This window comes from Rhizobium changzhiense (genome assembly GCF_013087625.1).
In the GTDB taxonomy this organism is placed as follows: Bacteria; Pseudomonadota; Alphaproteobacteria; order Rhizobiales; family Rhizobiaceae; genus Rhizobium; species Rhizobium sophorae.
Genome location: NZ_JABFCQ010000005.1, coordinates 235534 through 259415, shown reverse-complemented (window position 1 = coordinate 259415; position 23882 = coordinate 235534). Strand labels below are relative to the sequence as shown.

The window sequence follows — 23882 nt, the reverse complement described above, 5'->3', positions numbered from 1 at the left end:
GGCGCGTCCTGTCGGACGCGCGGGCGCCCTACGAGAACAGCATCGCCGAAAGCTTGCGGCGCGCTGCAACCGTCGCCGGATCCTTGAAGCCCCAGACCTCGAAGAACTGCAGCAGCTGGCGGCGGGCGCCATCATCGTCGAAGGCGCGGTCCTTGCGCATGATCAGCAGCAGATGGTCGGCCGCCTCGTCGCGCCGGCCTTCGACATTGCGAATCTTGGCAAGCTTGATCCGTGCCTCATGATCGTCGGGATTGGCGGCCAGTTCGCGCTCGAGCGCAACGGGATCGCCGAGCTTGCGGGCCTCCTCGATCTGCTCGAGCTTCATCAGCACGGCCTGGATGCCGGCGTCTTTCGCCAGCTCTTCCGGCAATTCCGTCAGGATTTCGCGTGCCCGCTGATGCTGGTTGGCGGCGATCATGCATTCGGCCATGCCGGCAAGCGCCTTGGCATTTTCGGGATCGGCCTGCATGACGGCGCCGTAGAGCTGAGCGGCCTCGTTGATATTGCCGGCGGCAAGCAGTTCCGCCGCTTCCGCAAGCACCGCTTCGATTTCGGCCGCCTCGTCGGCGCCGGCCGGACCGGCGATCCGGTCGATGAACTGTTGGATCTGGCTTTCCGGCACCGCGCCCATGAAACCGTCGGCAGGACGGCCGTTGACGAAGGCGATGACAGCGGGGATCGACTGGATGCCGAGCTGGCCGGCGATCGAGGGATGATCGTCGATATTCATCTTGACCAGCCGAACGCGGCCCTTGGCTTCGTTGACTACCTTTTCCAAGACCGGCGTCAGCTGCTTGCACGGACCGCACCAGGGCGCCCAGAAATCAACCAGCACCGGCTGCTTGCGCGATTCCTCGATGACGTCCTTGGCGAAACTCGCGGTCGTCGTATCCGTGATATAGCTGCCGGCCGCAGCCGCGGGTTCCGGCGCAGCACTAAAGCTTGTCGTCGCCGTCATCTGATTTCCGAAGGAACCGTTATAGGGGTTGTCGCTGCCGCTCATAGGTATCTCCCGCCGCGCCGATCCTGCCGGCGTCTTTGCTAAAGCATGTCGCGCAAAACTGTGTGGCGGTTTTGCGATAAAGACATGCGCAAAACCAAAGACTAAAGCGCGGCAAGCGAATCTAAAAGATCGCGACGCGCTTTAACGCTAAAATCGTATGTCAGGACGTCACTTTCAAGACAAGCGGCTTATGTCCCGTCGCTTCCATGAAGCGGATAAGGTCGCTGCTCGCAATCGAGGTCGTCGCATCGTTGGATAGCGGGTGGCAATTGACGATCTCGTGCGCCATTAGATCGGCATCGAGCACGAAGGTGACATTCTCTGCACTATCGTTGATCGCGCCGAAGGCCGTCACCGAACCCGGAGCAACACCGAGATACTCCATCAGCTTTTCCGCCCTGCCGAAGGAGACCCGGCCGGACCCGCCGATCAAATTATGCACCTGCTTGAGATCGACTTCGGCATTTTCCTCCACGGTCAGCAGAAAATACCTGTCCTTCTTGTCCTTGATGAACAGGTTCTTGGTGTGGCCGCCGGGGATCTCGTCGCGCAGGGCGACCGATTCCGCCACGGTGAAGACCGGCGCATGATAGATCGTCTTATGGGCAATGCCGAGCCCATCGAGAAAGGCAAACAATTCTTCTCTTGTCTTCGGGGCATTTTCGGACATGGGACAATCCATTGGACGGGAAGGGAAAAAGCGAGGCGTCCTGATTAAGTCGGTCCACATCGTTTGGCAATCTTTGCGACCGACGCTTTGCCCCGCATTTGCGGCCTTTCCGCCTGGGCTCTGCGAACACCAGAATTTTTCTTCGCCTCTCCGTCATTTCCCTGTTGCATTTGAAAACCCGTTAGGCCATATAGCGCCGGTCGCCGCGAGGCGGCGCCCACGGTCCAACAACTACCCCGGACCGATGCGGATTGAGCGGGTGTAGCTCAGGGGTAGAGCACAACCTTGCCAAGGTTGGGGTCGAGGGTTCGAATCCCTTCGCCCGCTCCAGTTTCTCCCGACTTGTTCAGCTTGGATACATGGACGGCACGATGTCCGTCCCGCTAGTTCGGGCGCTCGTAGCTCGCACATGCTTGTCAAGGTGCGGCTTCCTGGTTGCGCGATTGCCGAAAATAACGGCGACATATTTACTGCTTGAAGCAGTGCTCGCGGTGCCATTGCAGAAAATGCGCATGCGGTCGCTCAAATGCTCTTCGGGGCGCAATCGCGCGACCGGTTTTGTTGATAAAACCCCGTACTGCATCGGGATCATTGACCTGTCGTGAAATCAGAATCTCCAGATTGTCGGTGAGCCCGATCAATCCTCGGTCAAACATCCAATGGGCCGTGCCGGATAGAGCAATCCCATTGCTGACGATATCGGGACCGTTCGCCTCGACCGGCCGAATATGCGCCGCATCGACTTCTGCCCGCCCTCCGCCATTGATCAACTTGAGCCCGGTAATTGCGCAGCGCTTATCATAGGCGCTCAAAACGACTTGGCGAAAAACGCGATCCCGCACAATTCGGGACGCTATATAGCTCACTCGGTCGCGGCTCTGTTCGAATTGGAAAGGCGCTTGCTCTTCCCCAAAACCTGGAGGCGATGCCCTCGCATCGACGCGTGGCAACAATGGTTCGCGATCATCGAGGCCCAGCGCAACGATGCGGCTGAAGTCGTCCGTCGAGATTGGACGAACCGCCGACTGCGCGCGGCCGGAAATCCGACCTTCCGCGTTTAGCACACCGCGCTCGACGACACCGTCGGCACCGCTGAAGGGAACTGGGGGGACGAAGTCGAGATAACTTCCAGGTTCGATCAGCGCTAGATACATGCCCGATGTGGTGGAATCTCGAACGACTTGCTGCACCTTCGCTACAGCAAAATAACCTCGAGTCTCGGAGACCTTTCGAGGCTCGTAGTAAATAATCCAGTCGCCGACGCATGCTTGGACACGATGGAGATACTGGCTGGGAAACTGATATTGCTCCGCCGGGCTGTCGTCATAGATCGAATCTGAGCGGCGGATGAAAACCCCTAATCCCATGATCGTCGTATAACATATCCGTTTTGGCTGCACAGGCACCACACCACCCACTCGCCTGCGCCCCCCAATCAAGCTCGTAATTATTTTGGTTGATTGGTTCGATTGTAAATTTATTGTCGGGGCAAAATGGACGCGTCTTTGAATAGGGAACCTTCATGTTCAGCTTATCGCAACGCGAGTTCCTTTGGGCGACACCGATCCGCACGCAGCGCGACGACGCCGGCGCTCAGGCCACGGTGCCGCCACCACCCATAACTTCCTGATTGCTCCCAACATCAACTGAGGTTTCCTATGCGCATCGCCGTCGGTGGCATTCATATCGAATGCAGCACATACAATCCCGTCCTGAACGAGGAGAAGGATTTTCGCGTCGTGCGCGGCGAGGCGCTGCTGAAAGCGCCGTATTTCGGCTTCCTCAAGGATTACGATGCCGAGTTCCTGCCGACGATCCATGCCCGGGCCATTGCCGGCGGTCCGGTTTCGCGCGCCACCTACGAAGCCTTCAAGGGTGAATTCCTCGAGCGGTTGAAGCCGATGCTGCCGCTCGACGGTCTCTACCTCGCCATGCACGGCGCCATGTATGTCGAGGGCATGGAGGATGCCGAAGGTGATTGGATCAGTGCGGCCCGGGCGCTGGTCGGCGAGGATTGTACGGTTTCGGCAAGCTACGACCTGCACGGCAACGTCACCCAGCGCATCATCGATGCGCTCGATATCTATTCCACCTATCGCACCGCGCCGCATATCGATGTCGAGGAGACGATGCGCCGCTCCGTCTCCATGCTTGTGAAGAGCCTCAAAACCGGCGAGCGGCCGGTCGTTCTCTGGGCGCCGATCCCCGTCGTGCTGCCCGGCGAGCGCACCAGCACCGTCGATGAGCCGGCAAAGAGCCTCTATGACCTGCTACCTGGGATCGATGCGATCGATGGCGTCTGGGATGCATCGCTGATGGTCGGCTATGTCTGGGCCGACGAGCCGCGCGCCACCGCCGCCGCCATCATGACCGGCACCGACCGCACTGTGCTGGAGCGCGAGGCCAAACGTCTCGCGAGGGCTTATTGGGATGTGCGCGAAGACTTCGTCTTCGGCTGCGAGACCGGCTCGCTCGAAGAATGCGTCGCGAGAGCAATCGCAAGCCCGACCGCCCCTGTGGTGCTTGCCGAATCCGGCGACAACCCGACCGGCGGCGGCGTCGGGGACCGGGCCGATGTGCTGGCCGAGCTGATCGCCAGGGATGCCACCGGCGTGGTCTTTGCTGGCATCGCCGACAAGGCGGCGACCGAGGCCTGTTGTGCTGCCGGCATCGGCGCGGAACTGGAGCTCAGCGTCGGCGCCTCGCTCGACACCAAGGGTAGCAAGCCGGTCATCGCCCGCTTCACCGTCAAGTTCCTGCATGAGACATCAGATCCCGCCGACCGCCAGGCGGTCGTTTCGACCGGCGGCATCGATCTGGTGCTTTCCGCCAAGCGCCGGCCCTATCACAATATCGCCGATTTCACCCGGCTCGGACTCGACCCGCACCAGGCGAAAATCATCGTCGTCAAATCGGGCTATCTCTCGCCGGAACTGGCGCCGCTCGCCAATCCGAATCTGATGGCGCTATCAACAGGCGTCGTCGATCAGTTTGTCGAGCGCCTGCCGCGGCTGCGCAAGCAGCATCCGACCTACCCCTTCGACAAGGATTTTGCCTTCGAGCCGCAAGTCTTTCTCTCCGCACGCTCGACGCCGGCCTGAGCTTCACCTGAACCAATTGCGTTTGTCTGGATGATTAGTGTCGATCGCGGCGCCACCCTGTCGCCGCGATCGACTGTTTTCCGTATCGCGACAATAGCGGGATTTGAGCAAAAAACGGGCAGATTTCGGTTTGCACAAAAAAGCGCTTGACGGTCGGCGCGATTTGGTTTGCACTGAACCAATAGAAAATTGGTACGGACCATTTAAGCGAATGCCGATGGATGAGACGCAGGGCAATTCCAATTATGCGCTGGAGAGGCTGAGGGCTCTGCTGCGGTCCGACACTCTCGACGCCGACGGCAAGCTGCCGACCGAGCGCACCCTTTCGGAAATGCTTGGCGTCGGCCGCCGTGCCGTCCGCCGCGCCCTGGAAGTGCTGGAGGCCGAGGGTCGCATCTGGCGCCGCCAGGGCTCCGGCACCTATGCCGGCCCGCGCCCCGACGGCTGGAGCGATCATGTCGGCTCGATCGTTGCCGGCACCGATCTCATGGAAGTCATGGAAGTGCGCCTGCGCATCGAGCCGCAGCTCGCCCAGCTTGCCGCCATGCGCGCCAAGGCCGCTGATATCGAGCGCATGTATGATCTGGTGAAGAAGATCTACGAAAGCACCGACGCCGACGGGCGCGAACTCTGGGACGGGGCGCTGCACCGCCAGATCGCCCAATGCGCCGGCAACGGTTTCTTCCTCACCATCTTCGACGTCATCAACCGGGTGCGCCAGGACGAGGCCTGGCAGACGATCCGCGAGCGCGCCCGCAGCGCCAGCCGGACGCGGCCCGTTACCTTTAACCAGCACACGGCGATCGTCGATGCGATCGCCGCGCATGACCCGGCCAGGGCCGGCGAGGCGATGCGCCAGCATCTGCTGACGCTGCAGGAAAGCCTCGTCCGCATCACCTCGCTCGATCACAGCGAAACGGAGGTCGACAAGACCCTCGCCTGAACTGGGAGGCGAACAGAGAAAAGAGACAGGCGGGCCATAACCGCCGGAATGGAAGCAAAAACCAAGCAAAAACAGAACAGAGGAGAATGGAATGAAGATCGCCAAATTGCTGACCGCCACCGTTGCCGGCGCGCTGTTTGCGCTTCCTGCCTTCGCCGTCGACCTGAAGATCGGCCTGCAGGACGATGCCGACGTGCTCGATCCCGCGCAGTCGCGCACCTTCGTCGGCCGCATCGTCTATACCGCCATGTGCGACAAGCTGGTCGACGTCTCACCGGATCTGAAGATCGTGCCGCAGCTTGCCACCGAATGGAGCTGGTCGGCCGACGGCAAAGAGCTCACCATGAAGCTGCGCCAGGGCGTCAAGTTCCACGACGAGACCCCCTTTAACGCCGAAGCGGTCGTCGCCACGATCGAGCGCAACATCACCCTGCCGGAATCACGCCGCAAGAGCGAGCTCAGCTCGGTCGCAAAGGTCGAGGCGACGAGCGAATACGAGGTCAAGTTCACCCTCAAGGCGCCTGACGTCACCCTTCTTGCCCAGCTTTCCGACCGCGCCGGCATGATCGTCTCGCCGAAGGCCGCCAAGGAACTCGGCGCCAAGTTCGGCGATCATCCGGTCTGCGCCGGCCCGTTCAAGTTTGTCGAGCGCGTCCAGCAGGATCGCATCGTGCTCGAAAAGTTCCAGGACTACTGGAACAAGGACAAGATCTTCATCGACAAGCTCACCTATCTGCCGATCCCGGATACGACGGTGCGCCTCGCCAACCTGCGGTCCGGCGATCTCGACATGATCGAGCGCCTGGCGGCGACCGACGCTGAAGCCGTGAAGGCGGATTCGAGTCTCGTCTATGCCGACGCCGTCGGCACCGGCTATATGGCGCTTTACACCAATATCAGCAATGGTGCGCGCGCCGACAATCCGTTCGGCAAGGACAAGCGCCTGCGCCAGGCCTTCTCGCTGGCGATCGACCGCGATGCCGTGAACCAGATCGTCTATGAGGGCACGGCGGTTGCCGGCAACCAGCCCTTCCCGCCGAGCAGCCCGTGGTTCGATAAGGATATTCCCGTCCCCGCCCGCGATCTCGACAAGGCCAAGGCGCTGATCAAGGAAGCCGGCTTCGACCGCGTGCCGATCGAGCTGCAGATCCCGAATAATCCCGTCGCCATGCAGATGATGCAGATCATCCAGTCGATGGTCGGCGAAGCCGGCTTCGACGTCAGCCTCAAATCGACGGAATTCGCCACGCTGCTGAACGAGCAGACGGCCGGCAACTATCAGCTCAGCCGTTCCGACTGGTCCGGCCGCGTCGATCCCGATGGCAACATCCATCAGTTCATCACCTGCAAGGGCGGTATCAACGACACGAAATACTGCAATCCCGAGGTGGACAAGCTGCTGAACGAAGCCCGTGCATCGACCGACGATGCCGTGCGCAAGCAGAAATACGATGCCGCCGCCGTCATCCTCAATGATGATCTGCCGATCATCTATCTCGGCCATCAGTCCTGGATCTGGGCGCTGCACAAGAACATCACCGGCTTCGTTCCCTCGCCGGATGGGATGATCCGTCTCGTCGGTGTCAAGAAGGCCGGCTGATTAGAGGCAAATCATGCGGCGGAAACCCTCCGCCGCATGATTCTAAAGCGCGTCGCAATCTTTCAGATTCGCTTCACGCGCTTTAGCTTTTTGTTTTACGCATGTCGTTATCGCCAAACCGCTGCACACTTTTGCGCGACATGCTTTAGTCGTGTCAGGATCGCCCATGTATACCTACATCGCCAAACGGCTCTTGGTCGCCATACCGACGCTTTTGATCATTTCGATCTTCGTCTTCTCGCTGCAGAAGCTGCTGCCCGGCGATCCGATCCTTGCCATGGCCGGCGAGGAACGCGACCCGCAGGTTCTCGAATTCCTGCGCGAGAAGTACCGGCTGAACGATCCCGTGCCCTATCAATATGTGCGTTGGCTGGGTGCCGCCCTTCAAGGCGACCTCGGCATCTCGCTGCGCACCAACCAGCCGGTTCTGCAGCTCATTGGCGAAAAGCTGCCGGTCACCATCCAGCTCGCCATCATGTCGATGATCTTCGCCTTTGCGATCGGCGTGCCGATGGGCATCCTGGCAGCCGTCAAGAAGAACACGATGATCGACTATCTCGCCAACATCATCGCGCTGACCGGCCTGTCGATCCCGAATTTCTGGCTCGGCATCATGCTGATCCTCCTGGTTTCGGTCAATCTCGGCTGGCTGCCGGCATCAGGCTACGAACCCTTCTTCAGTAACCCGCTGCGTTCTCTGGAAACCATGCTGATGCCCTCCTTCGTGCTCGGCAATGCGCTGGCGGCGACCCTGATGCGCCATACCCGCTCGGCAATGCTGAGCGTGCTGAGCGCCGATTACATCCGCACCGCCCGAGCCAAGGGACTGCCGGAAAGCACTGTCGTGCTCGAACACAGCTTCCGCAACGCAATGCTGCCGATCGTGACGCTGACCGCGCTGCTCTTCGGCGAACTGCTTGCCGGCGCCGTGCTGACCGAGCAGATCTTCACCATTCCGGGTTTTGGAAAGCTCATCGTCGACGCCGTCTTCAACCGCGACTACGCCGTCGTCCAGGGTGTGGTGATCTGCACCGCGATCGGCTTCATCCTGATGAACCTCTTGGCCGATATTCTCTATGTCCTGCTCAATCCGCGCATGAGGGCCGCCCTATGACCGCGATTGGGGAGACCGGCATTCCCTCTGCGATCGACCGCACGCCGAGCCGTGCCTGGCGCAAGCTGAAGGCCAACAAGGGCGCCCTCGTCGGCCTTGCGATCATCGCCTTCTTCGCGATCCTCGCCATTGCCGCGCCCCTTCTTCCGATTCCCGATCCGAACGCCACAAGCTGGTCGGCGATCCGCAAGGCGCCCTCCGCCGCCCATTGGCTCGGCACCGACGACATCGGCCGCGACATTCTTTCCCGGATGATCTGGGGGGCGCAGGCCTCGCTGATGGCCGGCGTCTTTTCGGTGGCGATCGCCGTTGTCATCGGCGTGCCCTTCGGCCTTATCTCCGGTTATTTCGGCGGCTGGATCGACATGGTGATCTCCCGCATCACCGAAGCCTTTCTGGCCATGCCTTTCCTCATCACCGCGATTGCGCTTGCAGCCTTTCTCGGCCCGAGCCTGACCAATGCGATGATTGCGATCGGCCTTTCGGCCATGCCCGTCTTCGTGCGGCTGACGCGCGGCCAGGTGCTTTCGGTCAAGACCGAAGAATATGTCGAGGGCGCCCGCTCGATCGGGCTCCGGTCATCGAGCATCATTACCCGCTACATCCTGCCGAATGTCTTCGCGCCGATCCTCGTGCAGGCAACGTTGACGATAGCAACGGCGATCATCGCCGAAGCGAGCCTCTCGTTCCTCGGCCTCGGACAGCAGCCGCCGGCGCCGAGCTGGGGCTCGATGCTGAACGTCGCCAAGAATTTCCTCTCCCAGGCGCCATGGATGGCGATGTGGCCGGGTGCCGCGATCTTCCTCGTCGTCATCGGTTTCAATCTCTTAGGCGACGGCCTGCGCGATGCGCTCGATCCGCGCGAAACATGATTTCTCGAAAGGACATTTGACATGACCGCATTCACGACCCGTCCCGAGATCCTCGGCACTTTCGGCGTCGTCACCTCCACGCACTGGATCGCCTCAGCCGTCGGCATGAGCATTCTTGAAAAAGGCGGTAACGCCTTCGATGCGGCAGTGGCGACGGGCTTCGTGCTACAGATCGTCGAGCCGCATCTTTGCGGTCCGGGCGGCGATCTGCCGGCGGTGATCTATTCGAAAAAGAAGGACAAGGTCGAGGTCATCTGCGCACAGGGACCCGCCCCCGCCGGAGCGACGATCGAACACTATACGGCGGAAGGCCTGAGCCTGATCCCCGGCGATGGACTGCTTGCGACCGTCATCCCCGGCTCCTTCGATGGCTGGATGCTGATGCTGCGCGATTATGGCTCGATGAGCGTGCGCGATGTGCTGGAACCGGCGATCTATTACGCCGAGCACGGCCACCCGATGCTGCCGCGCGTCTCCGCCACCATCAAAGGGCTCGCCGCCTTCTTCGAGAAGGAATGGCCGACCTCCTACGAGACTTGGCTGCCGGGCGGCAGCGCCCCCGAAGCGCATGCGAATTTCAGAAATCCGGTGCTTGCCGAGACCTGGAAGCGCGTCATCGCCGAGGCCGAGACGAAAAGCGGCCGGGAAGCGCAAGTGCAGGCAGCCCGCGACGCTTTCTATCGCGGCTTCGTCGCCGAGAAGATCGACGACTATCTGAAGACCGCCGAGGTGATGGATGCGAGCGGCAACCGCCACAAGGGCGTCCTGACCGCCAACGACATGGCAAACTGGTCGGCAACGATCGAGGAGCCGCTGACCTATGATTATCACGGCTGGACGATTGCAAAGATCGGTCCCTGGGGCCAGGGTCCGGTCTTCCTGCAGACCCTGTCGATCCTCAAAGGCTTCGATCTCGCCGCGATGGATCCCGCTGGCGCCGATTTCGTCCATACCGTCGTCGAGGTGATGAAGCTCGCCTTCGCCGACCGAGAAGTCTATTACGGCGATCCTGATTTCTCGGAGATCCCTGTCGCGCATCTGCTGTCGGAGGCCTATGCCGCCGAGCGCCGCAAGCTGGTCGGCGCAGACGCCTCCTTCGATCTTCGCCCCGGCATCGTGCCTGGCTTCGAAGCGCAGCATGATCTGACGATGACGATGCTCGGCGCGGATTCGAAGACGGGCGCCGTCTACGAGCCGACCATGGCGCATCTTTCCGAAAAACGCGGCGATACCGTGCATATCGATGTGATCGACCGCGACGGCAACATGGTCTCCGTCACCCCGTCCGGCGGCTGGCTGCAATCCTCGCCGACCGTGCCCGGCCTCGGCTTCTGCCTCAATTCCCGCGCCCAGATGTTTTGGCTGAAACCAGGCCTGCCGACGTCGCTTGCCCCCGGCAAACGGCCGCGCACGACGCTGACGCCTTCGCTCGGCCTTTATGAGGGCCGCCCGACGCTCGCCTTCGGCACACCCGGCGGCGACCAGCAGGAACAGTGGCAGCTCTCCTTCTTCCTGCGCTACGCCCACCACAAGCTGAACCTGCAGGCGGCAATCGACCAACCGCTGTTCCACACCTCGCATTTTCCGGGCTCCTTCTATCCGCGCACCCGCGAACCCGGCAGCCTGATGGCGGAAGCGAATTTCGGCCCCGATGTCCTCGATGCCCTGCGCCGCAAGGGCCACAAGCTGACGGTCGCCGATCCCTGGACGATCGGCCGGCTGACCGCCGCAAGACGCGATGCCGATGGACTGCTGCGCGCAGCGGCCACCCCGCGCCTGATGCAGGCCTATGCGATCGGGAGATAGTCATGACTTGGTCGATCGTCGCCCGTGATCCCTTGACCGGTCATCTCGGTATTGCCGTCGCGAGCCGCTTCTTCGCCGTCGGCGCTCTCGTGCCGTATATTCGCGGCGGCATCGGCGCCGTCGCCACGCAGGCCTTCGTCAGCCCGCTTTACGGCGTCGATGGCCTGTCGCTGCTTGCCGCCGACAAGGCGCCGGAGGAGATCATCGCCGAGCTGACCACGCGTGACGCCGGCCGCAATCAGCGGCAGCTGCACCTCCTCGATGCGAAGGGGCGCAACGCCGCCTTCACCGGCGGGGCATGCATCGACTGGGCGGGGCATCTGGTCGACGAAAACGTCTCGGTCGCCGGCAACATGCTCGTGGGTCCTGACGTCATCACTGAGACGCTTGCCACCTACAACAAGGCGATGGACAAGCCCTTGGCCGAACGCCTGCTGCTGGCGATGCAGGCAGGCGAAGATGCCGGCGGTGATAAGCGCGGCAGGCAGTCTGCCGCCCTCGTCATCCATCGCGACCAGGATTATCCCTGGCTGAGCCTCCGCGCCGACGATCATCCCGATCCACTCGACGAACTTGTCCGCCTCCATGCAGTGGCGGGTGAACGCTACCTGCATGTCGCCGAGACGATGGCGACGCGACAAAATCCGAACGGCATGACCGACAGGCGCGAGATCGATGAAAAGATCGCGGCGCTGGAAGCGGCCCGCATCGCTGAAGGCAGGCCTTCCGCCTCCTTCGCCACGCCTTTGAAGACGTGAACCAGATAAGACCAAGGGAACGACATGAGTGATGTTTCTTCAGCCTCCGCCTCTCCGGTTCTCTCCGTCCGGAACCTGACGACTTCCTTCCTCGTCGATGGCGACTGGAAGCCGGTGGTGCGCGACGTCTCCTTCGACGTCACACCTGGCGAGACCGTGGCGATCGTCGGCGAAAGCGGCTCGGGCAAGAGCGTCACCTCCCTTTCGATCATGCGGCTTCTCGCCAAGGGATCGAGCCGCATCGATGGCGCCATCACCTTGAACGGCAAGGATGTTCTCGCCCTTTCGGAAAAGGAGATGCGCCGGGTGCGCGGCAACGACGCCGCCATGATCTTCCAGGAGCCGATGACATCCCTCAACCCGATCTTCACCATCGGCCGCCAGATCTCCGAAGCGCTCACCTGCCACGGCGATATCGGCAAGGCCGAGGCGCGGGCCGAAACCGTGCGCCTGCTGGAAAAGGTCCGCATCCCCAACGCCGCCTCGCGCTTCGATGAATATCCCCACCAGTTTTCAGGCGGCATGCGCCAGCGCGTGATGATCGCCATGGCGCTCGCCAGCCGGCCGAAATTGCTGATCGCCGACGAACCGACAACGGCGCTCGATGTGACGATCCAGGGCCAGATCCTCGACCTGATCAAGATGCTGCAGGAAGAAGAGGGCATGTCCGTGCTCTTCATCACCCACGACATGGGCGTCGTCGCCGAAATCGCCGACCGCACCATCGTCATGTATCGCGGCGAAGCGGTGGAAACCGGCACGACCGACGCCATCTTCCATCGCGGCAGGCATCCCTATACCCGCGCTTTGCTCTCGGCCGTGCCGCGCCTCGGCTCGATGGCCGACCGGAAATGGCCGCTGCGTTTTCCGGTCGTCGATACCACGACCGGCGAACGCCGGGAGCCGATCGAGGTGGCCGATACCGTCGACCGCCGCCGGACGCCAATCCTCGAAGTCAAGAACCTCGTTACCCGTTTCGACATCCGCGGCGGGCTGCTCGGCCGCAAGACCGGCGCGATCCATGCGGTCGAAGATGTCTCTTTCGATCTCTTCCAGGGCGAGACGCTGTCGCTCGTCGGCGAATCCGGCTGCGGCAAGTCGACCACCGGCCGCTCCATCACCCGCCTCGTCCAGCCGAACGGCGGTAGCGTCAGCCTCGACGGCTATGACGTGCTGAGCCTTGACGCGGCTAGTCTCAGACGGATGCGCCGCAGCATCCAGATGATCTTTCAGGATCCCTTCGCCAGCCTCAACCCGCGCATGACCGTCGGCGCCGCCGTCGCCGAACCCATCACCGAACATGGCCTCGGCACCGGCGCCCAGGCCCGCGACAAGGCGGCCGATCTCCTCGAACGCGTCGGGCTGAAACCCGATATGATGAAACGGTATCCGCACGAATTCTCCGGCGGTCAGCGCCAGCGCATCTGCATCGCCCGGGCGCTCGCACTCGATCCGAAGGTGATCGTCGCCGACGAAAGCGTTTCGGCCCTCGATGTATCGATCAAGGCACAGGTCTGCAATCTGCTGATGGACCTGCAGCAAAGCCTCAACCTCGCTTTCCTATTCATTTCCCACGACATGGCGGTGGTCGAGCGCGTCAGTCATCGGGTCGCGGTGATGTATCTCGGCGAGATCGTTGAGATCGGCCCACGCGCAGAATTGTTCAGCAATCCGCAGCACGCCTACACGAAGAGGCTGATGGCAGCCGTGCCCGTGCCCGATCCCGCGCGGCGCGGCATCAAGCGCAACCTCGGGACCGACGAGCTCAAGAGCCCGGTTCGCCCGGTCGGCTACGTCGCGCCGCCTCGCCGATATCGGGAAGTGTCGGCAGGTCATCTGGTGCGGCTCGACGAAGCCGCCTGAACGTGAAAACGCACTCTCTGGAGCATCCGATAAACAAGTATTGCGGGAAAATAACCCGTGCCGGTGGCGCGCGGGCCGTCTTTTTTGCTGCACCGCTTATATGACTTCTGCTAGATATTATTTTACCGATAATTATTAACGACCGATTCCCCCCTTTTGTGTTCTCTTATCCTTGCGAATCAAAAAGGTTTGATTTGCCCGGGGACGGCCCCCATGTTGAAGCATGGGGCGATGCAACAGTTGGGTAGGAGCCTATGCTGCAACGGATTGAAGACATTGATGCAGCACTCGTCGACAGGCTGCAGCATTCGGCGTTCAAGTACTTCCTGAAATATACCAATCCCGAAAATGGCCTGGTGGCGGATACCTCGATCGGCGGCGTGCCGGCGAGTATCGCAGCCGTCGGCTTTGCGCTTTCCTCCTATCCTGTCGGTGTCGAGCGTTGCTGGATCAGCCGCGAGGAAGCAGCCGAGCGTACGGTCAATACGCTGCGTTTCTTCGCCGAGGCGCGTCAGGGCGAGGAACGCCACGCGACCGGCCATCGCGGTTTCTTCTATCATTTCCTGCACATGGATACCGGCCATCGCGCCTGGAACAGCGAGCTTTCGACCATCGACACGGCGCTGCTCGTCGCCGGCATTCTGACGGCCGCACAGTATTTCAATCGCGAAGACGACGAGACGGAGACGGAAATCCGTCAACTCGCGACCTTCATCTACGAGCGCGTCGACTGGCGCTGGGCGCTGAACAAGGGCGACACTATTGCCATGGGTTGGAAGCCCTCTTCCGGCTTCCTGCGCTGGCGCTATCACGGCTTCGACGAGGCGATCATCCTCTATACGCTGGCGCTCGCCTCGCCGACGCATCCCATTCCGCAATCGAGCTACGACGCCTTTACGTCAAGCTATTCCTGGATGTTGCATGGCGAGCAGTCCTATCTCTATGCCGGGCCGCTCTTCATCCACCTCTTCTCGCATGCCTGGATCGATTTCCGCACCATTCAGGACAAGCCGATGGCGGAGCGGAACTGGGATTATTTCCGCAATACGCAGGTGATGATCAACGTCCAGCGTGACTATGCCGAGCGCAATCCCGGCCAGTTCGTCGGCTACAACAGGAATATCTGGGGTTTCTCCGCCTGTGACGGCCCGCCCCCGACACGGCGCATGCGCGGCGGTCGCCAGCCGAAGGTTCTGGGTTACGCCGCCCGCGGCGCACCGCTCGGCCCCGATGACGGCACGATCGCACCCTGGGCGGCACTTGCCTGCCTGCCCTACGACCGGCTGGCGGCTCTCGACGGCACCAAGGCGCTTCTCACCACCTATCCGAACCTGCTCTTGGAAGGCGGCTTTCCCGGCGGCTTCAATCCGACCGTCAAGACCAAGCGGCCGGAAGGCTGGGTCGACGACCGCACCGTCGGCATCGACCAGGGTCTTGTCGTCATGACCATCGAGAACGACCGTTCGGATTTCATCTGGAAACTGATGCGGCAATCACCGGTCATCCGCCTCGGGCTCGAACGCGCCGGCTTTACCGGCGGCTGGCTCGAAGGCATCGAGCCGGAAGAAGTGGTGCGCAAGTTCGGCTGAGCAATTCCAGCAAAAGTGCGCAGCGGTTTTGCGTCCGGGATTGCGCAAAGCAAAGATAGAGCCCCGCGGGGCTCTAACTCAGCTCTCGAAGACATGCGCCTTGCCGGCGATATCGAGGCGAACGAGGTCGCCTCGCGCCGGAAGCGCGACGCTCGAGGTCTTGATCAGGATCGGCGGCAGCGCAACGCCGTCTAGCGAAACCGCAACGGTGCAGATCGCGCCGCCGAATTCCACCTCAACGACACGCCCGCCATAATCGCGATCGCTTTCATCGGCGACGACACGAATCTGCTCGGGCCGCAGCATGATCTCCGCCTTGCCCTGACGACTGCCTTCGACGGCAACACGGCCGAGGGCGCAGTCTGCCAAACCGTTGCGAATGATGGCGGGAAGCAGCACGGCATCGCCCAGAAACAGTGCCGTCTCGCGATCGCGCGGATGCAGATATAATGATTGCGGCGACCCAGCCTGGATCAGTCGCCCTTCTCTCAAAACCGCCACCTGATCGGCAAAGGTCAACGCCTCTTCCTGGTCATGAGTGACGAGGATGGTGGTGATGCCGGCTGCCTGCAGCACGCGCGCAACCGCCTTGCGCATATTTTCACGCAGGCCGGTATCGAGCGCCGAGAAAGGTTCGTCGAGCAGCATCAGCCGCGGCTTGCGGCCGAGCGCGCGGGCTAGCGCCACACGCTGCTGCTGGCCGCCGGAAAGCTGATGCGGGCGCCGGACCAGCATGCCGCGGTCGAGCTCGACCATGTCGAGCAACTCGAGCACGCGCTTCTCGCGATCCGCAGCCCCTCGTTCGAAGCCGAAGCCGATATTCTCGGCAACGCTTAAGTGCGGAAACAGGGCGCCGTCCTGCGAAACGATGCCGATGCCGCGCTTGTGCGCCGGTACCGTCGCCGGACCGTCTGCGAGCAGGTCGCCATCCAGCGTCACCCTGCCGACATCGGGTTGCTCGAAGCCCGCAATGATGCGCAGCAGCGTCGTCTTGCCCGAACCGGACGGGCCGACGACGGCGGTGCGGCTGCCCGCCACGACGTCGAGCGAAATATCCTTCAGCGCCTGGACCGGGCCATAACGCTTGCTGATGTTTTCGATCGTGAGCAGCGTCATTGGCCGGCGGTCCGTTTCGATTGGGTATAAAGCATCAGGGTGAGCGGCAGCGACAACACGACCATCATGAAGGCGTAAGGGGCGGCCGAGACATAATCGATCTCGCTGGTCAGCGACCAGAATTTCGTCGCCAACGTATCGACGCCGTTGGGCGACAGCATCAGTGTCGCCGTGAGTTCATTGGTGATGCCGAGTGCAGCCAGCGCGACGCTGGCGGCCGCTCCCGGTGCTGCAAGCCGCATGGTGATCTGCCGCACCGCCTGACCCGGGGTGCGGCCGAGACCCATCGCGGCGCGCTCCAGCTCCACCGGGGCCTGGGCGATGCTGGCGCGCAGCCCGACCATGGCGCGCGGCAGAAAAAGCATCACATAGGCGACGATGAGCGTTGCGAAGGTCTGGTAGAGCGGCAGCACGAGACGCACGGTGATCGTCACCAGCGCCAGCGCCACGACGACGCCCGGCAGCGAGCCGACATAATAATGGCAGGCTTCAAGCACACGCTGGAAGCGGCCGGGCGCCCGCACGGAAAGCCAGGCCATCGGTGCTGCGGCCATCGTCGCCAGCACGCCGCCGGCAACTGCGAGCACGATCGTCTGCAGGAAGGCGCTGCCGACTTCGATGCGCCAGATATCGGTGCCGCCGAGATAGAGCCAGCGGCCAAGCGTCACCAGCGGCACGCCGAGCGTCAGCGCCGCCAGGACGACGGGCAGCAACATGGCTGGCGCCACGAACCAGCCCAGCCGGCGGCGGTCCGCCGGACGTGGCGAGCCGGAGCCGACGCGGGCATAACGTTCATTGCCGCGCACCAGCACCTCGAACCCGAGCAGAAAAAGACAGCAGGCGACGAGCACGCCGCCGAGCATGTTGGAGGCCGGGCTGTTGTAGGAGGACTGGAACTGGTCGACGATCGCCGTCGCGAACGTGTCGAACCGGATCATGACGAACAGCCCGTATTCCGACAGCAGATGCAGCGCGATCAGCAGCGAACCGCCACAGATGGCGAGTCTGAGCTGCGGCAGCACGGCGCGGAAGAAGACCCGCCAGGGATTAAGGCCCAGCGAGGCCGCGGCATCCTCGATGGCCGGATCGAGACGCCGCAGCGCTGCGGCGACCGGCAGGTAGAGGAACGGATAATAGGCGATGACCGAGACGAAGACGCCACTCTGCAGGCCACGCATGCCGGGAACGAGGCTGACCCAGGCATAGCTGTGCACGAAGGCGGGCACGGCGAGCGGGGCGATCGCCAGCCAGGCCCAGAGCCGCGCAAAAGGAATGTCCGTCCGCTCCGTCAGCCAGGCAAGCGTCACGGCAAGCGCGATCGACAGCGGGATGGTGATCGATTCCAGCAGAACCGTGTTGACGAGAAGTTCACCGACGCGCGGCCGGAAGACCAGGGCCTTCACTGTTTCCCAGCCGACATCGTAGGTGACCCAGCCGATGAAGCCGAGCGGCACGAGACTGAAGATCGCGACGAGGGTTGCAAGCAGGATCACTGAAGCGTCCGGCATGCGTCCGCGCGGCAAAACCATTCGCGCGACCCTCGGCGCGACCGGCGCCTCGTTGCCGGATGCGAGCAATCTGTTGTCCTGCAGCAAGGCCGATGCCTTTACACGCTGAAAAAGGAAGGCAACCGCCTTTGAAAGGCGGTTGCCGGATGTCGTCATGCCCTAAGGTTTTCTTGAGCCAAAAGCAACAGTTTTGGCCGGAAGACGCCTGCGGCAGAAAGGTCAAAGCATGTCGCGCAAAACTGTGCCGCGGCTTTGCGACGACGACATGCGGAAAACCAAAGATCTAAAGTGTGGCGCGCCACGCTTTAGATCAGGCCGGCGGCCGTCATCAGTTCGACGACCTTCTTGCTGTCGAGGGTCGAAGCTTCGACCTTCGGCGCATTGAGATCGGCAAGCGGAGTGAGCTTGTCGTTGGAAGGCGCATCCTTGCCCACGGCATATTCATAGGAGGTGCCGTCCTTGAGAATCGCCTGGCCGGCCTTACCGGTGACGAACTTCAGGAAAGCCTGGGCTTCCTTCATGTGCTGTGTGGACTTCAGGACGCCGCCGCCCGAAACGCTGACGAAAGCGCCCGGATCCTGGTTCTTGAAGTAATGCATGCCGACATTCTTGCTGTTCTCGCCGGTTTTCGCCTGATCGCCGAACCAGTAGTAGTGATAGATGACCGCGCCCTCGACTTCGCCCGCATTGACGGCCTTCATGGCGACGCTGTTGCCCTTGTAGGGGGTGGCGTTGTCCTTGAGGCCCTTCAGCCATGCCTTGGTGGCATCTTCGCCCTTCAGCTGCAGCAGGGCTGCGACGATAGCCTGGAAGTCGGCGCCGGCAGGTGCCGCGCCCCAGCGGCCCTTCCAGACCGGATCCTGGAGGTCGAGCAACGACTTCGGCAGCTTGTCTTCGGTGAGCTTGGTCTTATCATAGGCGAAAACCGTGGTGCGGGCGGCAATGCCGGTCCACATGCCGTCAGCCGGGCGATACTGATCCGGAACCTGATCCAGCGTTTCCTTTTCGATGGGAGCGAAAAGGCCCGCGCCATCGACCAACGTCATTGCCGGCGAATTCTCGGTCAGAAAGACATCAGCCGGAGAGGCGTCGCCTTCCTGGATGATCTGGTTGGCGAATTGCATGTCGCTGCCCTGGCGCATGGTGACCTTGATGCCGGTCTCCTTGGTGAAGGCATCGATCCATTCGCGGCCGAGGCTTTCGTGCTGGGCATTGTAAACGACGAGACCTTCATCCTGCGCATTGGCGCTGCCTGCAAGCGCGGTGACGGAAAGAAGCGAAGCGGCAAGCGCGAGGGAAAAACGGTTAAGAGCAGTGTTCATGATGGCCTCCGTAGCGATGTCACCCGAGCTCTCCAAGGGCGATCAGAGGCGTATATTTTTCCTGACTACCAATTTCAAGTTTGGCTTGCCCAGAAAAGACATCACAATATCTTGACTAAATATTTCATATTACAGGGAATAAATCTCAACTCGGTCAAAAAAGGCGACGCTCTGCAAGCGCCGCCTCTCTCTTGCAGCCTTTGCAGCCAGCTTATTCGACGTCGAACTTGACGCCCTGCGCCAGCGGCAGCGTCCTGCCGTAATTGATCGTGTTGGTGGAGCGGCGCATATAGGCCTTCCAGGCATCCGAGCCGGATTCGCGGCCGCCGCCGGTCTCCTTCTCGCCGCCGAAGGCGCCGCCGATTTCGGCGCCCGATGGCCCGAGATTGACGTTGGCGATGCCGCAATCCGAGCCGCGTGCGGAGACGAAGGTTTCGGCCTCGCGCATGTCGTTGGTGAAGATCGACGACGACAGCCCCTGCGGCACGGCATTGTGCAGCGCCAGCACCTCGTCGAAGTCACTGTATTTCATCACATAGAGGATCGGCGCAAAGGTCTCGTGCTCGACCGGGCCGGTCTGATCAGGCATTTCGACAAGCGCCGGGCGAACGTAGAAGGCCTCGGTCGAACCGGTTTCGACGCGGTCGCCGCCGGTTACGGTGCCGCCGGCCGATTTCGCCTCGCCCAGCGCCGCCTGCATGTTCTTAAAAGCTTGGCCGTCGATCAGCGGTCCCACAAGCGTCCCGGCCTCGAGCGGATTGCCGATGGTGACGGAACCGTAGGCCTTCTGCAGGCGCGGCACCAGCTGGTCGTAGACGCTCTCATGGACGAAGAGACGGCGCAGCGTCGTGCAGCGCTGGCCGGCCGTGCCCATGGCGGAGAAGGCGACGCCGCGCAACGTCAGGTCGAGATCGGCCGACGGGCAGACGATCGCCGCATTGTTGCCGCCGAGTTCGAGAATGGCGCGGGCAAAACGCTGCGACAGGCGCGGACCGACGGCGCGGCCCATGGCCGTCGAGCCCGTGGCGGAAACGAGTGGGATCTTCGGATGATCGACCAGCACTTCGCCGACCTCACGGCCGCCGATGATCAGCGTCGACAGGTTGGCCGGTGCGCTACCGCCCTCGGCGACGAAACGCTTCAGCGCCTTTTCGAACAGAGCCTGCACGGCAAGCGCCGTCAACGGCGTCTTTTCCGAGGGCTTCCAGACGGTGGAATTGCCGCAGACCATCGCAAGGGCTGCATTCCACGACCAGACGGCAACAGGAAAGTTGAAGGCGGAAATGATGCCGATCACGCCGAGCGGGTGCCAGCTTTCCATCATCCGATGCTCGGAGCGCTCGGTGGCGATCGTCAGGCCGTAGAGCTGGCGGGAGAGGCCGACCGCGAAATCGCAGATGTCGATCATCTCCTGCACTTCACCGAGACCCTCGGAGGTGATCTTGCCGACCTCGATCGAGACGAGACGACCGAGTGATGCCTTGGAGGCGCGCAGTTCCTCGCCGAGCAGGCGGACCAGTTCGCCGCGCTTCGGCGCCGGCACGGCACGCCATTCGAGGAAGGCCTGGTGCGCCGTTTCGATTGCCGCCTTCGCCTCGGAAACGGAATGTTCCCTGAGCCTGCCGATTTCCTTGCCGGTGACCGGCGAGGTGACGGAAAGCGTGCCGCCGTGATAGCGGCCGGCATCGACGCCGAGTTCGGCGAGCAGCTTGGCGGTTTCGGTGGCGAGATCGAGGACGGCGATGGTCATTGTCTTGGTTCCAATCTAATTTTCTCAGAAGCGGGCATCGGCGAAATGGGCGACCTGAGCGCCGGCTTCGTACCATATTTCCTTGAGCGCACGGAAGCTCGGTTCGCTGGGTGCCGTCGGCGGTAGTGGCAGATCGGCTTCCGGAAGCCGGCCGAGGATATGCTCCGCCAGCGTGCGGCCGAAGACCGTGCCGGGCGCAATGCCGCGGCCATTGTAACCCGAAAAGCCGACGACATTCGGGGCGAATTTGTGGAAGCGCGGCAGCGCATTGTCGGTCATGCCGATCTGGCCATACCATTCGCACTCGAATTCGACATCGCCGATGACAGGGAAGAGCCGCTTCAATGCGCGTTTCGCCCAGCCTTTGTGTACGGAAAGGCCGGTATTGCGCAGCGCCCCGACACTGCCGAAAACGAGACGCCCGGCCTGGTCCATGCGGAAGGATGAGAGGATTTCCTTGGTATCCCATGCGCCTTCCCGCCCCGGCAGGATCGACTGACGCAGATTATGGCCGAGCGGCACGGTGGCGAAATTGAAATAGGGCAGATAGATCTGTTCGTTGCGCACCTGCTCGAAAGGACCGGTGCTGTAGGCATCGGTCGCAACGATGATCCAGTCCGCGCTGACCTCGCCCTTTGCCGTCTTCACGATCCAGCGGCTGCCGTTTTGCTCCGTTGCAACGACCGGGCTGGACGTATGAATGACGACCCCGGTCTTGACGGCGGCATGGGCAAGGCCGCGGGCATAGGCAAGCGGTTGCAGCGTTCCGGCGCGTTTGTCGAGCAGCGAACCGGCATAGGCATCGCTGCCGATGCGTTTGGCCGTTTCCGTCGCATCGAGCAGCGTCACGGCTGCGCCGCGGGCGGACCATTGCGCCGCGCGATCCTCGATCTCCTTCAGCCCGTCCGCGCCGACCGCGCAATGCAGCGTGCCGTTCCGTTCGAGTTCGCAGGCTATCTGATGTTTGTCGATCAGCTCCATGACGAGCTTCGGCGCATTGGCGAGCAGGTCGAGCAGACGTTCGCCATGCACCGGGCCGAGCACGCCGGGCAGATCGTTCGGCATCACCCACATGCCGGCATTGATCAGCCCGACATTGCGCCCGGCACCGCCGAAGCCGATCTCCTTGGCCTCCAGTAGCACCACCTTCGACCCGGCTTCGGCAAGATGCAACGCGGAAGAGAGGCCGGTGTAACCGCCGCCGACGATGACGACATCGGCCGATACTGGGCCATCGAGAGGCGAGGTCGTCGGCGCTTCGGGCGCTGTCTTTTCCCAGAGACCGTGGGAGCGCGGATCATTCAGCATGGCTCAGTCCGATCGGAGCGAAATCGCGGATACTCTAATGCATAAAAGAAAGTGTTGAACCTGCCATTTCACGCAACCGTCTTCAGCGGCAGAGCCGTAAGGCCGAGCGCGGCCAGTGCCGAATCCAGCGACGCAGCCTGGCGTTCGGCGTAAAGTGCCAGCTCGTCCTGAACGGTCGCGCCCAGTGCTGCCTCGAAGGCGTCCCGGTTCGAGCGAGTCGCGTAGTTCTGCTGCTGGTCGGTGCCGAGGTTCGACTGGAAGATGCCGGCCGCGCTGACGGGCAGGAAGTCTTCGTAGACGATCGGGGTGAAGGTGAGGTAACCCGAGGCGATCAGTGCCTCCGGATCACCGGGCAGCATGCTGCCGGCCGCAGCGGCAATGCCTGCAGGCGTCGCGGCATAGCGGAAGAAGGCCAGATCCTCGTTGCGCAGCTCATCCCAGCTGTCCGGAAGTGCCTTGAAACGCGTGGCAAGTTCATCGTCGTAGGCGCCGGCCTTGGCGCCGCCGGCGCCCACCTGCACCTCGCCGCGAACCGAGGCGAGCAGCTGGTCGTAAAGCGCCCGGCCCTTCGCCGTCAGCGCCACGCCGCGTTGTTCGATCTCCCCGAAGCGGGCGGTATGTGTCCCTCGAACCGCGCCATCGTTTTCACCGGAAAAGGCGATCGTTTCCTCCAGCGCCTTGAAACTCGTCTGTCGCAGCAGGATATCGCAATGGCGGCGCGGCGGCCCTTCGATGACCGCCTTCGGCGTGATGCCGCGTTCCGGCATACGGGCCTGGACGGCGTCGATATCGAGCGTGCGCGGCGTCAGATGGTTGATGTGCGGCCCCTTGAAGCTGACGACGTCGGCGATCAGCCGATGTGCATCGTGCAGCCGCTTGTAGGTTTCGGCGCTGACTGTCGCTTCGCCATGCCAGCGGAAGGTTTCCAGCGCCTCGGCGACGAATTCCGTCGCTTCCGCCTCGCTCAGGCCGCCGTTCTGCTCGTGGCGCTCGATCAGCGCGACGGCACGCGGCGTGTAGATCCGCCGTTTCGCCAGAATGGCTTCGGCCTCGCGGCGCAGCCCTTCGTCTTCGATCAGTTCCAATCGCAGCAGCGAGGTGAAGACGCGGAATGGATTGACGTTGAGCGCCACCTCGTCGATCGGCCGGAAGCTGGTGGAATGAACCGGCACACCGGCAACCGAAAGATCGTAGTAGCCGACCGGCTGCATGCCCATGACCGCAAACAGCCGGCGAATGGTGAAGAGCTCGTCGGCCGTACCGAGCCGGATGGCGCCGTGGCGCTCGACATCGATGCGCTCCAACTCGCCGGCTTGAGCCAGACGTTCGCGCAGGTCAGGATCATTCTCGAGGCAGCCGGCATTCACATCCGCCACCAGCTCGATCAGCGTGCCGTATTGCGGCACCTCCGCCCGGTACATCTGCGACATCGCCTCGGTGAACAGCGATCGGATGCGGTCTGGGGAAACGAAGGCTTGGGGCATTGGGAAACTCCGGCTCATTCCGCTTTTGCAGGATGAACCCCTTTACACGCGCGACAAAGCCGCAAATATCGCTAT

The 23882-nt window shown here is 62.3% G+C and carries 18 protein-coding genes and 1 tRNA gene; 10 read left to right on the top strand and 9 right to left on the bottom strand.

Going from position 1 to position 23882, the window contains the following annotated elements; all coding sequences use genetic code 11:
* Nucleotides 1–28: 28 nt before the first annotated feature.
* Nucleotides 29–1003: a thioredoxin gene (gene trxA / locus G9X68_RS24050; protein ID WP_138389426.1), complete on the bottom strand. Its 975-nt coding sequence runs from the start codon at nt 1001–1003 to the stop codon at nt 29–31.
* A gap of 160 nt (nt 1004–1163) precedes the next feature.
* Entirely contained in the window at nt 1164–1673 is a 510-nt protein-coding gene (locus G9X68_RS24045) for a prolyl-tRNA synthetase associated domain-containing protein (protein WP_171604530.1), read from the bottom strand.
* Nucleotides 1674–1928: 255 nt separating this feature from the next.
* On the opposite strand from G9X68_RS24045, the gene G9X68_RS24040 reads away from it, so the two are divergent.
* Nucleotides 1929–2003, top strand: a tRNA-Gly gene (locus G9X68_RS24040).
* 137 nt (nt 2004–2140) lie between these two features.
* Here the strand turns inward: G9X68_RS24040 and G9X68_RS24035 are convergent.
* Entirely contained in the window at nt 2141–3040 is a 900-nt protein-coding gene (locus G9X68_RS24035; protein ID WP_171604730.1) for an HNH endonuclease, read from the bottom strand.
* A 291-nt stretch (nt 3041–3331) separates the two neighbouring features.
* Here G9X68_RS24035 and G9X68_RS24030 point away from each other — a divergent pair, with 291 nt between their 5' ends.
* The 9 genes from G9X68_RS24030 (at nt 3332) to G9X68_RS23990 (ending at nt 15319) form a co-directional block, all read left to right on the top strand.
* Nucleotides 3332–4774: a M81 family metallopeptidase gene (locus G9X68_RS24030; protein WP_171604529.1), complete on the top strand. Its 1443-nt coding sequence runs from the start codon at nt 3332–3334 to the stop codon at nt 4772–4774.
* A gap of 211 nt (nt 4775–4985) precedes the next feature.
* Nucleotides 4986–5717, top strand: coding sequence for a FadR/GntR family transcriptional regulator (locus tag G9X68_RS24025; protein WP_171604528.1), 732 nt, complete (start codon nt 4986–4988; stop codon nt 5715–5717).
* Between the two features lie 91 nt (nt 5718–5808).
* A complete protein-coding gene (locus G9X68_RS24020; RefSeq protein ID WP_171604527.1) occupies nt 5809–7317 on the top strand; it encodes an ABC transporter substrate-binding protein in 1509 nt (502 codons plus the stop codon).
* 166 nt (nt 7318–7483) lie between these two features.
* Entirely contained in the window at nt 7484–8431 is a 948-nt protein-coding gene (locus tag G9X68_RS24015) for an ABC transporter permease (RefSeq protein ID WP_171604526.1), read from the top strand.
* Nucleotides 8428–9303 carry an ABC transporter permease gene (locus G9X68_RS24010; RefSeq protein WP_171604525.1) on the top strand — a complete coding sequence of 292 codons (876 nt, stop codon included), beginning with the start codon at nt 8428–8430 and terminating at the stop codon, nt 9301–9303. The genes G9X68_RS24015 and G9X68_RS24010 overlap by 4 nt, the downstream gene beginning before the upstream one ends.
* A 21-nt stretch (nt 9304–9324) precedes the next feature.
* Nucleotides 9325–11109: a gamma-glutamyltransferase family protein gene (locus tag G9X68_RS24005; protein ID WP_171604524.1), complete on the top strand. Its 1785-nt coding sequence runs from the start codon at nt 9325–9327 to the stop codon at nt 11107–11109.
* A 2-nt stretch (nt 11110–11111) separates the two neighbouring features.
* Complete coding sequence (locus G9X68_RS24000; protein WP_171604523.1) at nt 11112–11867, top strand: DUF1028 domain-containing protein; 756 nt, start codon at nt 11112–11114, stop codon at nt 11865–11867.
* Nucleotides 11868–11891: 24 nt separating this feature from the next.
* A complete protein-coding gene (locus tag G9X68_RS23995) occupies nt 11892–13730 on the top strand; it encodes an ABC transporter ATP-binding protein (protein ID WP_171604522.1) in 1839 nt (612 codons plus the stop codon).
* 254 nt (nt 13731–13984) lie between these two features.
* Nucleotides 13985–15319: a glucoamylase family protein gene (locus G9X68_RS23990; RefSeq protein ID WP_171604521.1), complete on the top strand. Its 1335-nt coding sequence runs from the start codon at nt 13985–13987 to the stop codon at nt 15317–15319.
* A gap of 78 nt (nt 15320–15397) precedes the next feature.
* On the opposite strand, the gene G9X68_RS23985 is transcribed toward G9X68_RS23990, so the two are convergent.
* From G9X68_RS23985 to hglS, 6 genes are all read right to left on the bottom strand, one after another.
* Nucleotides 15398–16435, bottom strand: a complete 1038-nt coding sequence (locus G9X68_RS23985) for an ABC transporter ATP-binding protein (RefSeq protein WP_171604520.1) — start codon at nt 16433–16435, stop codon at nt 15398–15400.
* A complete protein-coding gene (locus G9X68_RS23980; protein WP_171604519.1) occupies nt 16432–18099 on the bottom strand; it encodes an ABC transporter permease in 1668 nt (555 codons plus the stop codon). The genes G9X68_RS23985 and G9X68_RS23980 overlap by 4 nt, the downstream gene beginning before the upstream one ends.
* Before the next feature lie 149 nt (nt 18100–18248).
* Nucleotides 18249–19265: an iron ABC transporter substrate-binding protein gene (locus G9X68_RS23975; RefSeq protein WP_171604518.1), complete on the bottom strand. Its 1017-nt coding sequence runs from the start codon at nt 19263–19265 to the stop codon at nt 18249–18251.
* Nucleotides 19266–19476: 211 nt separating this feature from the next.
* Nucleotides 19477–21015, bottom strand: coding sequence for an L-piperidine-6-carboxylate dehydrogenase (gene amaB / locus G9X68_RS23970; RefSeq protein WP_171604517.1), 1539 nt, complete (start codon nt 21013–21015; stop codon nt 19477–19479).
* Between the two features lie 24 nt (nt 21016–21039).
* Complete coding sequence (locus G9X68_RS23965) at nt 21040–22323, bottom strand: NAD(P)/FAD-dependent oxidoreductase (RefSeq protein ID WP_171604516.1); 1284 nt, start codon at nt 22321–22323, stop codon at nt 21040–21042.
* 68 nt (nt 22324–22391) lie between these two features.
* Nucleotides 22392–23825: a 2-oxoadipate dioxygenase/decarboxylase HglS gene (gene hglS / locus G9X68_RS23960; RefSeq protein WP_171604515.1), complete on the bottom strand. Its 1434-nt coding sequence runs from the start codon at nt 23823–23825 to the stop codon at nt 22392–22394.
* Nucleotides 23826–23882 lie beyond the last annotated feature (57 nt).